Origin of the sequence: Francisella sp. SYW-9, assembly GCF_008711465.1 — a bacterium.
Taxonomy (GTDB): domain Bacteria; phylum Pseudomonadota; class Gammaproteobacteria; order Francisellales; family Francisellaceae; genus Francisella.
Window position 1 is genome coordinate 21,925 of sequence record NZ_VXKQ01000012.1, and the last position, 13,414, is coordinate 35,338.

Below are 13,414 nucleotides of genomic sequence, written 5' to 3' on the forward strand. Positions count from 1 at the left end.
TTTGACCTTATTTTTACCACTAGCAAAAATAAAAAAACTATTCAACACAAAGTTTTAGCAAATAGTATAATTATACTAACAAACTGTTAAAATTCCATTAACAATAACTTTTATTTGCAAAAGATATTTGCAAATGGTTAATCTTTAGCTTATTATTCCCCTGTGGCGATACCGAATTAGTATTATTCACTTAACAGCTGGTGTCTTTTTATTGCAATCTCTATATTGCGAAACCACATTTAAATTATGATTTTTCATTAACTCTCTTTTTACGTGGAGGCCAATTTTAATGAGCAAATACGCAACGCTTAAATATGCGGAAAAAAATATTGATATAGAATTACCGGTATACTCTCCTAGCCTAGGTAATGACTGTATAGATGTATCATCTCTTGTAAAGCACGGTATTTTTACATACGATCCTGGTTTTATGTCAACTGCTGCTTGTGAATCAAAAATAACATATATTGATGGAGGCAAGGGCGTGCTTCTTCATAGAGGTTACCCTATCGAAGAATGGACTGAAAAATCAAACTATCGTAGCCTTTGTTACGCACTAATATATGGTAAGCTACCATCTGATGAACAAAAAGAAAACTTTAGAAATGAAATCATTTCTAAAATGGCTGTATGTGAGCATATTAAAGCTGCAATATCATCAATGCCAAAAGGTACTCACCCTATGTCTGGCTTAATTGCTGGTGTTAACGTTTTAGCTGCTGAGCATGTTAAAAATGGTCAGAAAGAGTCTCAAGAAGAGGTTGCCAAAAATATTGTAGCAAAAATCGCAACAATCGCAGCAATGTCTTACAGACACAATCAAGGTAAAAAACTATTTGACCCTAAACCTGAGTATGGTTATGCAGAGAACTTCATTTATATGATGTTTGCTGATGATGAAAACTACAAGCCAGATGAGCTACATGTAAAAGCAATGGATACAATCTTCATGCTTCATGCTGATCATGAACAAAATGCTTCTACTTCTACTGTAAGATTATCAGGCTCAACTGGAACATCTCCATATGCTGCTATTATTGCAGGTATTACAGCTCTATGGGGCCCAGCTCACGGTGGTGCTAATGAAGCAGTTCTTAAGATGCTATCTAAAATTGGTAGCATTGATAATATCGATACTTATATTGCTAAAGCTAAAGATAAAGATGATCCATTTAGATTAATGGGCTTTGGTCACAGAGTATATAAAAATACAGACCCAAGAGCTACAGCAATGAAGAAAAACTGTGAAGAGATCTTAGCTAAGCTTGGCAATAGCGACAATCCTTTATTAACAGTTGCTAAGAAATTAGAAGAGATCGCATTACAAGATGAATTCTTTATCCAAAGAAAACTTTTTCCTAATGTTGACTTCTACTCGGGCATTATCTTAAAAGCTATGGGAATTCCAGAAGATATGTTCACAGCAATATTTGCTCTTGCTAGAACTTCTGGGTGGATATCTCAATGGATTGAAATGGTTAATGATCCAGCACAGAAAATTGGTCGCCCTAGACAATTATATACTGGCGAAACTAGTAGAGACCTATAATAATTTCTATTAATCAATCTATTTACTTTTTCTTTAATTTAAATTAGTCTTCTATTAGTTTACCTATAAGCTAGTATGAATTTAAATGACTGATAAACCAACTTTAATACAAAAGTTAACAGCTCCTTTTAAGCAAGCTAAAATGTTTAGTATGCTTATCTTAGGTTACGCCTCTGGATTTCCTTTAATGCTTACAGCGTCATCTTTATTTCTTTGGTATAAGGATAATGGAATAGAGACTAAGGACATTGGGTTTTTAACCCTTATTGCCGTACCATATACATTCAAATATCTATGGGCACCTTTCCTTGATAGAATAAAGATACCAAAATTTGGACGTCGAAAAGGTTGGATACTTCTAACACAAGTTACACTAATCTTGTTAATAGCAGCTATGAGCAGATTTTCTCCTGCAAACTCTCCTTTTATAATAGCTTTTATTGGTTTTTTAATATGCTTTACATCAGCCACTCAAGATATTGCAATAAATGCATACCAAACAGAAGTTCTAACAGAATCAGAAAAAGCTTTAGGTAATGCTATAGCTGTAATGGGTTATCGCATAGGTATGTTAGTAACAGGATCAATTATTTTAATAATTGTAGAGAAGCTAAACAATAACTGGAATCTAGCATGGCTGATGATAATACCCTTCTTTATAATATGTCCTCTTTATACACTTATATTAAAAGAAAGCCAATACCAAAAGATGGCTCCAAGAAATTTTAAAGAAGCTTATACACTACCTTTTATAGAGTTCTTTACTAGGCAAGGTTTTTATACAGCTATTATAATTCTTGCAATTATTATTACATATAAGCTTGCTGATGCTATCGCCTTCTCATTAAACTCTCTATTTTTTGTCGACCTTGGATTTGATAAAACTACGATCGCAGTAGCATACAAAGCATTCGCATTACTACCATCTTTAGCTGGTTTAATTATAGGAGGCTTAATCGCAAAAAAAATAGGCATATATAAGAGTTTTTTATATTTTAGTATTATTATGGCATGCGCTAATCTAACTTATGCATTACTAGCTATTGTTGGTAAAAACTATTATCTAATGGTTTCTTCAGTAGCTGTAGAATACTTCTGTGGAGCTATGGGAACGGCCATACTTGTAGCTATGATAATGAGTCTTGTTAATGTAAAATTTTCAGCTACCCAATTTGCTATTTTAAGCTCTATTGATTCACTAGGAAGAGTTCTTGTAGGACCTCTTGCTGGATACATCCAAAGTATCTATCGTTGGGAAGGATTATTTATATTTAGCTTTATCGTAGGGATAATAGTCTCAATAGTTATTTATTTATTTAAAAAGAAAATTAAACTAATGGCTGACCTTAGATAAATAAAGACTTATTTTTTATTACCAAATAATATCAATACGATAAAAATAGCCCAAGGAACTAGAAGAACTAACAAAACTATATTCATTGTAGTTTTAGTAATTTTAAGACTTGGAAAAAATACTACTACTAGCATTGCTAAGAATATTAGTAACACTCCAATAATAAAAGAAATTAGAGATAATTTACCTTTGAACATAAATATTTATTTTGCAAACTGTTCAGATACAAATTCCCAATTAACAATATTCCATAAAGCTTCAATATGCTTAGGTCTAGCATTACGATAATCAATATAATAAGCATGTTCCCAAACATCAAAAGTCAATAATGGACGCTTATTGTCAGTTAAAGGACAACCAGCATTACTTGTGCTAAGTATCTCTAACTTACCAGATGAATTTTTTACTAACCAAGCCCAACCAGAACCAAAAGTAGTCACTGCAGTTTTAGAAAATTCTTCCTTAAACTTATCAAAAGAGCCAAAAGTCTCTACAATAGCAGCTTTTAACTGGCTCGACGGCTCAGTTTTACTTGGAGAAAAGCAGTTCCAGTAGAAAGTATGGTTATAAATTTGAGCTGCATTATTAAATATGCCACCAGAAGATGTTTTAATTATTTCCTCTAATTTTTTACCATCATGTTCAGTACCTTCTACTAAGTTATTTAAATTAGTAACATATGTCTGGTGATGCTTACCATAGTGATACTCTATAGTTTCTTGAGAAATTACAGGCTCTAGTGCATCTTTAGCATAAGGTAATTTTGGTAATTCAAATTTCATTTGTATACTCCTTTTACTTATTTTTAAAATATTTGTAACGTTTTGATACTATACCAATTTAATATAATATGCTATCATCTTTTAAACTAAATTTCTAAACTTACTTAGCTAATAAATAAAAGGAAACTTTGCAATGTATACACCAGAAGAGCAAAAAGTTGTAGATCGAATCGAAAAGCAAATAAAAGAAAATGATATTATCTTATATATGAAAGGCTCTCCTAATTTACCTCAGTGTGGATTCTCAGCTCATGCTGCAACAGCTGTAAGATCATGTGGAAAGCCATTTGCTTTTGTAAACATCTTAGAGAATCCAGATATAAGAGCTATATTACCAAAATATGCCGATTGGCCAACATTCCCTCAACTTTGGGTTAAGGGTGAACTAGTTGGTGGATGTGATATAATTATGGAAATGAAAGATTCAGGCGAGCTTCAAGAATTAATAGATTCAATTTAGCACCTCAACTCAAATAACTCTATGTTATTACTTTAATATTCGCTGATCTTATAAAATGGTTAGCTAATTATCTGCGACTTTTACCCACGCATCACTTCCATACTTACCCAAAGGGCTATATACAGTCTCTTGGCATAGACTTGCTTCAGGCCCAACTTTACATCGATAATACTTATCTCCTGCAATTACAACTTCACCACCTTTATAATTTTTAATTCCTTCAGGATATACACGCTCATGCTTATCACTTTCTGGAAAAGTATTATTATCAAAAGTGCTAGCCCAAGCTATATAGCCTTTTTTACCAACTGGAGAGTATAGAGCGTTATTACACTGTTTCTCTTTCTTTGCTAAGCATCTAAATTGTCTACCTCCAGCCTGAACAACTTGTCCAGACTTATAGCCACCAATCTTAGCTGGATACACTATAGTATTGTTTTTAGCAACCTCAGGCTCTTTCTTCACCAATTGTGTATTTTTTAAAGTGTTTAATTTATGCCAAACTAACTGACCCATAACACTATCGGGAATATATCTTTTATCATTACATAGTTTCAAATCTAGACCAGAAATACATCTATATTTTTTATTATGATAACTAACAACGGTATCTGCTGTATAAAGACCAATTTGACTAGGATACTTAATAACAAACCTAGTAGCTTCGTTTAATCTAGCTCTTACCTTATTATTTTTATCATTAGTATTAGCTTTCTTGCTCTGAAGTAACTTGATATCAACACTTGGAAGTTTTATTTGTGATATAGAATTTGTCATACTCCAAGCTTTATGAGTATAATTTTTACCAAGAATACCTTTTTTAATTGACATAGCATCAAAGTCGATACTCCAAAGCGCAAATCCAGCAAATGAAGCTTGATGCTCCTTCATTAGTGAAATAGCTGTATCAATATTTTGTTTATTTAGCACATAAACCATACCACTATGTACAGCGCCTTTCATTGCAGGAATAATAAATACTAGCTTATCAGCAGGTATTCTAACTGGACCTATTTTGCTATATTTTGCCATATTAGCTTGTCTGCCTTCTTTAGTAGTCATAGCCCATGCAAGCGAAGCTAAAAACTCATCATAACCATCCAATGGCATAATTCTTAAATATTTACCATTAGTATCCTTATAGAAACTAAATATCTGATCGGAAGCCTTATCAGAATAAGTATTTAAAAATATATAATTTATATTTTTAATGCCTATATATTCTAATAAGCTAATATAATTATCATTAGTATAAATATTATCTTTGCCATTTTTTGCTACAGGTGCAATTAAATAGTCCCACTTCGGTGAGAATGTTAACCAAAAGCTTGAATTTACCTGCCTCATAGAACTGACAAATTTCTTTATCTTATTTGCTGCTAATTTTGACACCCTATCACTATTAGGTATCTCTGTCCCAACAAGATCAAAATCAACCCCATCAAATCCATAATCGTTCATTAAAGGTTTAAGAGCATCAAAGTTTATAGCTCCCCAATCAATATGTGATCTAGCCCCTCCATATGAAACTATCACACGCTTACCTTTTGATTTCATATATCTAATAAATGCCTTTAACTGCTCTGGTGTATAAACCTGTGTTGAGGCTCTATTTCCTTGACCAAAAGCCAATTTAAAACCACCACTATTACTATAAGTTAAGTATGCGGCGATTATTACATTATATTTGCATATCTCTGGATACTTATCACAATAATCTTGGTCCTTCGATATTGATATATCAATAGGCTCTGTTGTTATCTGATGGCCAAAAATATTATAGGAGCTACTCTTACCCCATATTGGTAAAAATCCTGCAATTACAGGACCCCCTATCTTATCTTGTTGCAAGGTACATTTATTTTTATAAACACAATCATTTAACTTCTTAGCAAAAATTTCTGATACTCCCACAAATATTGGCTCAAATATTAATTTGTCCAACTGAGGAAATATCAATTTAATAGATTGACCTGTCAAAGATTGCTTTGCAATAGTCGTTTTAGCACTAACACTTTCAACTGAGCTTGGATTACGAATACCTTGCTTCTTATTTGACAAAAGTAAACTTGAGAGTTTATCATTTTGCTGATTATTAATAGTATTTTGAGCTGCTATAGATTTACTTAAATCTTCAGCAAAAATATTATTAAAAAATATCAATATGAGTATTGTTATTAGAGAGGTTTTTATACTAAGCTGCATACTAAAAAAACTATGAAACCTAAAAGTTCATTATAACTTTATAAAAATTTTTATACAACTTTAGAGTCAGATAGAAAAATACACAAGATGATTATTAATTATCTTTAGAATAGTATAGACCTTTAGAAGAATTAAGAGCCTTAAGACGCGCATCAGCCTCTTTTAATCTTTTATTTGCATCTTCTATATCTAGTTTAGATGCATCTGGATTTTTAAGTGCTTTTTCAGCTCTTGTTTTAGCCTTTTCAGCTTCTGCTTGATTAAGATTTTCCGCTCTTTCCATATCATCAACCATTATAGTTACACGAGTTGGAGTAACTTCTAAAATCCCACCAGATACATATAATACATCTGTATGGTCATCCTTTCTGATGTTAACAACACCTGCAGGCATAGTTGACAATAGTTCAGTATGTCCATAAGCAATACCCATTTCACCAGCAGTTCCCCGCAAGCTTACGATATCAGCCTCACCTTTAAATACTGATCCCAAAGGACTTACAACATCAACTTTTAGATAATTTTTTGTCATATTTTCACCCTATTTATAGAGTTTTTCCTTTCTCAATCGCTTCTTGTATAGAACCAACCATATAGAAAGCTTGCTCTGGTAAATGATCATACTCACCATTAACGATAGCTTTAAAGCTAGCAACAGTATCTTTCAATGATACAAACTTACCTGGATTTCCAGTAAATACTTCAGCAACATGAAAAGGTTGAGATAAGAATCTTTGGATCTTACGTGCTCTATCTACAGTTTTCTTATCTTCATCAGATAATTCATCCATACCTAGAATCGCAATAATATCTTTTAGTTCTTTATATCTTTGTAGTACTTTTTGTACTGCACGAGCTGTTTCATAATGCTCTTGACCAACAACTAATGGATCTAACTGTCTAGATGTAGAATCTAATGGATCAACCGCAGGATAGATACCTAACTCAGCAATTTGACGTGATAATACAATCGTCGCATCTAAGTGAGAGAACGTAGTTGCTGGAGATGGATCTGTTAAGTCATCTGCTGGAACGTATACAGCCTGAACTGAAGTAATTGAACCAGTCTTAGTAGATGTGATTCTCTCCTGTAGCGCACCCATTTCAGCAGCTAGCGTCGGCTGATAACCTACCGCAGAAGGCATACGGCCTAAAAGAGCAGAAACCTCTGTACCTGCTAGAGTATAACGATATATGTTATCGATAAACATCAATACATCACGCTTCTCATCACGGAAACCTTCAGCAATTGTTAAACCACTAAGAGCTACTCTTAATCTGTTTCCTGGTGGCTCGTTCATCTGGCCATATACTAGAGATACTTTATCTAATACGTTAGAATCTTTCATCTCATAATAAAAGTCATTACCTTCACGTGTTCTTTCACCAACACCAGCAAATACTGAATAACCACTATGCTCTTTAGCAATGTTATTGATAAGCTCCATCATTGTTACAGTCTTACCAACACCGGCACCACCAAACAGACCTACTTTACCACCTTTCGCAAATGGACAAATAAGATCAACTACTTTGATACCTGTTTCTAAGATTTCTGTGCTCAGTGCTAGCTCATCATATGCTGGAGGGGCTTGATGTATAGATCTTGTCTCAGTATATTCAATAGGCCCTGCCTCATCTATAGGCTCACCCAAAACATTCATAATACGTCCTAAAGTACCTTGTCCAACTGGAACAGAAATAGGAGCATTAGTATTTTTAACTTCCATACCACGTCTAAGACCATCACTTGATCCCATAGCAATAGTACGAACTACACCATCACCAATCTGTTGTTGTACTTCTAGTACTAGACCAGTCTCTTCTACATTTAAAGCATCATATACTTTTGGAGTGTTATCTCGAGAAAATTCCACATCGATAACAGCACCAATTACCTGAATAATTTTACCTGTACTCATTTACCTCTCCTAAACTGCTGCCGCACCTGAACAAATTTCTGCAAGCTCTTGTGTAATCATAGCTTGTCTTACTTTATTATAATCTAGTTTCAACTGATCAATAATATCACTAGCATTGTCAGTTGCATTTTTCATTGCCATCATACGAGCAGCTTGCTCACATGCCGCATTCTCTAATATAGCTCCTCGAACCTGGGCTTCAATATATCTAATACAAAGAGCATTTAGAACTTCTTCTATATCTCTTTCATAGATATAGTCCCAGTGGCCTTTAGATGCTTGCTCTTTGTTAGCTTTCATCTCTTCTTCTGAGAAGATATCTTGAATTGGTAGCAATGTCTGTAATCTTGGCTTCTGCTTAATAGTACTTACAAACTCGTTACTACTCATATAAAGTCTATCAATCTCACCATTTGTAAACTTATCTAGCATCACCTTAACAGCGCCACCTATAGCTCTTACACTACCATCAAGATCTTTATCATTATAATGTGCTGTTGCTACAATATTTACATCTTTTAATTTTGTAAAGAAAGTCTCAGCTTTTGAGCCAACAACACAAACATCAACTTCAACTCTATTATCAAGATGTTTTTTAATATCTTTTAAAACATGTTTGAAAAGATTAATATTTAAGCCGCCACATAGACCTCTATCTGTTGATGCAATGATATAACCTACTCTTTTTGCTTCTCTATCAAATAGATAAGGATTAGGATAATCAATACTAGCAGCAGTGACATTTTTTATAATAGTATTTGCACTTTCAACATAAGGGCGCACGTTATTCATCTTAACAATAGCACCTCTCATCTTACTTGCAGCTACTAGTTCCATAGCACCTGTGATTTTTTGGGTATTTTTAACACTGGCTACTTTGGATTTTATTTCTCTAGCATTAGACATAGTCTATACCCCTACCAAGCTTGATTTGCTTTGCAATCTTCTACAATAGTTTTTAATTTATCTGCAGTTTCTGCATCATATTTACCAGTTTGGTTAATATCTGCTATTACATCTGCATATTTATCTTCAGCTAAAGCATGTAAAGCTGCTTCAAAAGGTATAACCTCTGAAACCTCTAAACTATCTAAATAACCATTATCAACAGCATATAATGATAATGCCATTAAAGCGATAGATAGTGTTGAAAACTGCTTCTGTTTTAGAAGTTCAGTTACTCTCTGACCTCTGCTTAACTGAGCTCTTGTAGCCTCATCCAAATCAGAAGCAAACTGTGAAAATGCTTCTAATTCTCTAAACTGAGCTAGAGCCAAACGTATACCACCACCTAGTTTTTTGATGATTTTAGTCTGTGCTGCACCACCTACACGAGATACAGAGTTACCTGGGTTTATCGCTGGTCTTAAACCAGAGTTAAATAGGTCTGTTTCTAAAAATATCTGTCCATCAGTAATAGAAATTACGTTTGTAGGTACAAATGCTGATATATCACCAGCTTGAGTCTCAATAATTGGTAATGCAGTTAAAGAACCAGTTTTTCCCTTAACTTTACCTTCAGTAAACTTCTCAACATATTCTTCATTTACTCTAGCAGCTCTTTCTAAAAGTCTTGAGTGAAGATAGAAAACATCACCTGGATATGCTTCACGTCCTGGAGGTCTTCTTAATAGTAATGAAATCTGTCTATATGCCCAAGCTTGTTTAGTTAAATCATCATATATTATAAGAGCATCTTCACCACGATCTCTGAAATATTCACCCATAGAACAACCAGCATATGGAGCAATATACTGTAATGCAGCAGAATCTGAAGCAGTCGCAGCAACAATAATAGTATGCTCCATAGCTCCATGCTCTTCTAACTGTCTAACTATGTTAGCAATAGATGAAGCTTTCTGACCAATAGCAACATAAATACACTTAACACCACTTCCTTTCTGGTTAATAATAGTATCTACAGCAATTGCAGTTTTACCAATTTGTCTATCGCCAATAATTAGCTCTCTTTGGCCTCTTCCAATTGGAACCATAGAGTCGATTGATTTAATACCAGTTTGTAAAGCCTGATCTACTGATTTTCTCCAAATTACACCTGGTGCAATTTTCTCAATTGGAGATGAGTGATCAGTCTCTATTTCACCTTTACCATCAATAGGGTTACCTAAAGCATCTACAACTCTTCCAAGTAACGCTTCTCCAACAGGAACTTCTAGGATTCTACCTGTACAGAATGCCTTATCACCTTCTTTAATATGATCATACTCACCTAATACAACCGCACCGACTGAGTCAGTGTTTAAGTTAAGTGCTAGACCAAACACATCTCCTGGTAATTTAATCATTTCACCAGCAGTTACATCATTTAAACCATATATAGTAACAATACCGTCAGCCACACTAACGATTGTTCCTTCTGACTTAAGTTCGATAGCATTATCGAACTTTTCAATTCTTTGTTTTATTAAACCACTTATTTCTGATGGACTTAATTGCATAAGCTCACTTCCTATAATTTATGACAACAAAATACTTTTTAAATTCTCTAAACGACCAGATACAGAATTATCAATAACCGTATCGCCAACCTTAACTATTGCTCCACCAACTATCGCAGGATCAACATCTACTTCAACATTTATAGAACAGCCAAACCTCTTTTCAAGACTTTTTTTCAAACTAACCAACAAGTCTTCATCAGCAACAAATGCTAAAGTGACGTTTGCTGTTTTAGTGTTGTTATAAGCATTCTTGAAAGCTTCATACTGCTCAGCTATTTCTGGCAAAACTAATAGTTTTTTATTCTCTGCAGCCAAAACAAGAAAATTAAAAAAGCTTTCATCCAATTGATCTTTTAATTCGTTTACTATTTCTATTTGCGAAAAAACAGGACTGGATATAATCTCTGAGATAGACTTATCCTTAACTAACTCAGCAAATATTTTGAGTAACTTAGACCACTCTTGTAGTAGATTATTTTCATTTGCAAACTCAAATGCAGCTTTTGCATATGGCTTCGCGATCACACTTAGATTTACCATGTGCCTACCTTATTAAAATTATACCTTTTCTACAAAGTCTTCTAAAATCTTATGACTAGCTTTTTGATCAACTTTTGCTGATATAATCTTACTAGCACCAGCCATAGCTAAAGTAACAATCTCTTGCTTAAGCTCTTCTCTAGCCTTTATCTTTTCTTGCTCAATCTCAGCCATTGCCATACTCTTAATTTTATCAGCTGCTGCAATAGCTTCCTCTTTTGCTTGTTCATCAACCTTATGCGCTCTAACATAAGCATTCTCAACTATTTCAGTAGCCTTTGCTTTAGCTTCACGTAAAACTTCAGCTGATTTTCTTTTAGCAACTTCTAATTCTCTAGATGCCCTATCAGCAGAAGCTAATCCTTCAGCTATTTTCTCTCTACGCTCGTCTAAAGCTTTGCGTAGTGGTGGCCATACAAACTTCATTGTAAAACCAACGAAGATTGCAAATGTTATCATCTGGCCGATTAGGGTTATATTAATATCCATCTACTTATCCTTTAGATAATGAAATTTATGATTTTATGTTTACTTATGCACCAACTACTTTTTGAGCTGCTTCTGCTAAACCAGGGATAGCTAGAGGGTTTGCATAAAGAACTAAGAAACCAATAGCTATTGAGATTGCAGCGAATGCATCTACGAAAGCAGCAACAATAAACATACGACCAAGTAGCATTCCACCAAGTTCAGGTTGGCGAGCTACACCTTCAAGATACTTACCACCAAGAACACCAAAACCAACAGCTGTTCCTAATGCTGGTAAAGAAATCAGTAGAGCAACTGCAATAGCAGTTAAACCATTTAAATTTCCTAATACTTGTAAAGACATATTCATTTTTTATTTCTCCTGTTTTTATAGATTTATCTTTTAAGTTAACTAAAAATTAATGAGCTTCCTGTGCCATATTCAAATAGACAACAGTCAACATCATGAATACAAACGCCTGGATTAAAACTATCAATATATGGAATATAGCCCATACTCCTCCTAATACCCACTGGAACCACCAAGGTAACAACGCTATTAGAATAAAGATAAGTTCACCGGCAAAAATATTACCAAATAATCGTAGCGACAAAGAGACTGGCTTTACAACCTCATCAACTAATCTAAAAAATATATTTAAAGGAAATAGCCAAATTCCAAAAGGTGCACTTAAAATCTCTTTAGTCAAACCAAAACCTTTTGCTTTAAGGTTATAAAAAATAACTAGGAAGAAAACTGCTATAGACATAGCAAAAGTCACGTTTGGATCTGCAGTTGGAACAATTCTAAAGTACGGTTCATGTCCACCAGCAAAAAAGCTAAGAATCCAGCCAAAAAGATCAACAGGCAAAAGATCCATAAGGTTCATCAACACAACCCACACAAAAATAGTAAGAGCTAACGGAGTTACAAAATCTCTCTTATGATGATAGTTTTCAGCTACCAAACCATCCATCCATTCCCATATTGCCTCAACCATATTCTGAAACTTACCAGGAACTCCAGAATGAACTCTTCTTGCTACTAAAAACATAGCAAGAATAAAAGCTATCCCTAAAATACCACTTACTAAAATTGAGTCAATATTAAGCTGCCAAAATGCACCTTTGCCTAGGCTTATTTGCCAGTGATGCAAATGATGCTGTACATATTCAGTAGCTACCTGAGAGCCTGTCTCTGTATTTGCCATTAAACTTTCCACCAATATTAAAATTTAATATTACTTTTAAATTATTATATTTTTATTTCAAACTATAAAAATAAACCTATCTAGTCTTTTTAAACAAGATAGGCACAAAACATACCACTAATTGTAACAAAACTAATCCAGAAATGTAAGAAAATAATTTCGGTTTTACATAAATCGCTAACATTATTGTTATGATTGCTACTATACCTAACTTGAGCAGCTCACTTAAGTAAAAAACGACAATTTCAACACCTGGAGAAAACTGTTTATGGACAAAAAGTCTTGCAAAAAACACAAAATTCGCCACAAACATTGCTATAGCTCCCATAAGAAATGAATTTGCATAAATATAATTAAAAGACAACAAAGTAACCATATAACCAAGCAAGATCAAAACTACCTGTATTAATACAAATTTTTTAGCATCAATCCTTATGTTTGCTAACATACTACACACTTCA

Annotated in this window: 15 protein-coding genes; 3 read left to right on the plus strand and 12 right to left on the minus strand. The window is 33.8% G+C overall.

What is annotated here, in order from left to right:
* The first annotated feature begins 289 nt into the window (after nt 1-289).
* Together F3D62_RS06855 and F3D62_RS06860 are read left to right on the plus strand one after the other, a co-directional pair.
* Entirely contained in the window at nt 290-1,549 is a 1,260-nt protein-coding gene (locus tag F3D62_RS06855; protein ID WP_150467511.1) for a citrate synthase, read from the plus strand.
* Between the two features lie 85 nt (nt 1,550-1,634).
* Nucleotides 1,635-2,903 (plus strand): AmpG family muropeptide MFS transporter, encoded by a 1,269-nt coding sequence (locus F3D62_RS06860; protein ID WP_150467512.1) that lies wholly within the window; start codon nt 1,635-1,637, stop codon nt 2,901-2,903.
* Between the two features lie 8 nt (nt 2,904-2,911).
* On the opposite strand, the gene F3D62_RS06865 is transcribed toward F3D62_RS06860, so the two are convergent.
* Nucleotides 2,912-3,100: a hypothetical protein gene (locus F3D62_RS06865; RefSeq protein WP_150467513.1), complete on the minus strand. Its 189-nt coding sequence runs from the start codon at nt 3,098-3,100 to the stop codon at nt 2,912-2,914.
* 6 nt (nt 3,101-3,106) lie between these two features.
* A complete protein-coding gene (locus F3D62_RS06870; protein ID WP_150467514.1) occupies nt 3,107-3,685 on the minus strand; it encodes a superoxide dismutase in 579 nt (192 codons plus the stop codon).
* Between the two features lie 133 nt (nt 3,686-3,818).
* On the opposite strand from F3D62_RS06870, the gene grxD reads away from it, so the two are divergent.
* Nucleotides 3,819-4,145 (plus strand): Grx4 family monothiol glutaredoxin, encoded by a 327-nt coding sequence (gene grxD, locus F3D62_RS06875; protein ID WP_150467515.1) that lies wholly within the window; start codon nt 3,819-3,821, stop codon nt 4,143-4,145.
* A 63-nt stretch (nt 4,146-4,208) separates the two neighbouring features.
* Here grxD and F3D62_RS06880 read toward each other — a convergent pair whose 3' ends face one another.
* The 10 genes from F3D62_RS06880 to F3D62_RS06925 form a co-directional block, all read right to left on the minus strand.
* Nucleotides 4,209-6,350, minus strand: a complete 2,142-nt coding sequence (locus F3D62_RS06880) for a chitinase (protein ID WP_150467516.1) — start codon at nt 6,348-6,350, stop codon at nt 4,209-4,211.
* A gap of 94 nt (nt 6,351-6,444) precedes the next feature.
* The gene (locus F3D62_RS06885) at nt 6,445-6,882 is read right to left on the minus strand and encodes a F0F1 ATP synthase subunit epsilon (RefSeq protein ID WP_150467517.1); all 438 of its coding nucleotides are present in this window, start codon (nt 6,880-6,882) and stop codon (nt 6,445-6,447) included.
* A 13-nt stretch (nt 6,883-6,895) separates the two neighbouring features.
* Nucleotides 6,896-8,272 (minus strand): F0F1 ATP synthase subunit beta, encoded by a 1,377-nt coding sequence (gene atpD, locus F3D62_RS06890; RefSeq protein WP_150467518.1) that lies wholly within the window; start codon nt 8,270-8,272, stop codon nt 6,896-6,898.
* A gap of 9 nt (nt 8,273-8,281) precedes the next feature.
* The gene (locus tag F3D62_RS06895; protein ID WP_072713341.1) at nt 8,282-9,178 is read right to left on the minus strand and encodes a F0F1 ATP synthase subunit gamma; all 897 of its coding nucleotides are present in this window, start codon (nt 9,176-9,178) and stop codon (nt 8,282-8,284) included.
* A gap of 11 nt (nt 9,179-9,189) precedes the next feature.
* On the minus strand, nt 9,190-10,731 hold the full coding sequence (gene atpA / locus F3D62_RS06900; protein ID WP_150467519.1) for a F0F1 ATP synthase subunit alpha: 1,542 nt from the start codon (nt 10,729-10,731) through the stop codon (nt 9,190-9,192).
* 18 nt (nt 10,732-10,749) lie between these two features.
* Nucleotides 10,750-11,274: a F0F1 ATP synthase subunit delta gene (locus F3D62_RS06905; protein ID WP_150467520.1), complete on the minus strand. Its 525-nt coding sequence runs from the start codon at nt 11,272-11,274 to the stop codon at nt 10,750-10,752.
* Nucleotides 11,275-11,292: 18 nt separating this feature from the next.
* Nucleotides 11,293-11,763, minus strand: a complete 471-nt coding sequence (locus tag F3D62_RS06910) for a F0F1 ATP synthase subunit B (RefSeq protein ID WP_150467521.1) — start codon at nt 11,761-11,763, stop codon at nt 11,293-11,295.
* Between the two features lie 43 nt (nt 11,764-11,806).
* Nucleotides 11,807-12,112 (minus strand): F0F1 ATP synthase subunit B, encoded by a 306-nt coding sequence (locus F3D62_RS06915; protein WP_150467522.1) that lies wholly within the window; start codon nt 12,110-12,112, stop codon nt 11,807-11,809.
* Nucleotides 12,113-12,161: 49 nt separating this feature from the next.
* Complete coding sequence (atpB, locus tag F3D62_RS06920; protein ID WP_150467523.1) at nt 12,162-12,953, minus strand: F0F1 ATP synthase subunit A; 792 nt, start codon at nt 12,951-12,953, stop codon at nt 12,162-12,164.
* A 76-nt stretch (nt 12,954-13,029) separates the two neighbouring features.
* Entirely contained in the window at nt 13,030-13,401 is a 372-nt protein-coding gene (locus F3D62_RS06925) for an ATP synthase subunit I (RefSeq protein WP_150467524.1), read from the minus strand.
* Between the last annotated feature and the right edge of the window lie 13 nt (nt 13,402-13,414).

Excerpts from the sequence above, each read along its gene's own strand:
- F3D62_RS06855 (WP_150467511.1), top strand. The coding sequence starts at position 290 with ATGAGCAAATACGCAACGCTTAAATATGCGGAAAAAAATATTGATATA.
- F3D62_RS06860 (WP_150467512.1), top strand. The coding sequence starts at position 1,635 with ATGACTGATAAACCAACTTTAATACAAAAGTTAACAGCTCCTTTTAAG.
- F3D62_RS06865 (WP_150467513.1), bottom strand. The coding sequence starts at position 3,100 with ATGTTCAAAGGTAAATTATCTCTAATTTCTTTTATTATTGGAGTGTTA.
- F3D62_RS06870 (WP_150467514.1), bottom strand. The coding sequence starts at position 3,685 with ATGAAATTTGAATTACCAAAATTACCTTATGCTAAAGATGCACTAGAG.
- grxD (WP_150467515.1), top strand. The coding sequence starts at position 3,819 with ATGTATACACCAGAAGAGCAAAAAGTTGTAGATCGAATCGAAAAGCAA.
- F3D62_RS06880 (WP_150467516.1), bottom strand. The coding sequence starts at position 6,350 with ATGCAGCTTAGTATAAAAACCTCTCTAATAACAATACTCATATTGATA.
- F3D62_RS06885 (WP_150467517.1), bottom strand. The coding sequence starts at position 6,882 with ATGACAAAAAATTATCTAAAAGTTGATGTTGTAAGTCCTTTGGGATCA.
- atpD (WP_150467518.1), bottom strand. The coding sequence starts at position 8,272 with ATGAGTACAGGTAAAATTATTCAGGTAATTGGTGCTGTTATCGATGTG.
- F3D62_RS06895 (WP_072713341.1), bottom strand. The coding sequence starts at position 9,178 with ATGTCTAATGCTAGAGAAATAAAATCCAAAGTAGCCAGTGTTAAAAAT.
- atpA (WP_150467519.1), bottom strand. The coding sequence starts at position 10,731 with ATGCAATTAAGTCCATCAGAAATAAGTGGTTTAATAAAACAAAGAATT.
- F3D62_RS06905 (WP_150467520.1), bottom strand. The coding sequence starts at position 11,274 with ATGGTAAATCTAAGTGTGATCGCGAAGCCATATGCAAAAGCTGCATTT.
- F3D62_RS06910 (WP_150467521.1), bottom strand. The coding sequence starts at position 11,763 with ATGGATATTAATATAACCCTAATCGGCCAGATGATAACATTTGCAATC.
- F3D62_RS06915 (WP_150467522.1), bottom strand. The coding sequence starts at position 12,112 with ATGAATATGTCTTTACAAGTATTAGGAAATTTAAATGGTTTAACTGCT.
- atpB (WP_150467523.1), bottom strand. The coding sequence starts at position 12,953 with ATGGCAAATACAGAGACAGGCTCTCAGGTAGCTACTGAATATGTACAG.
- F3D62_RS06925 (WP_150467524.1), bottom strand. The coding sequence starts at position 13,401 with ATGTTAGCAAACATAAGGATTGATGCTAAAAAATTTGTATTAATACAG.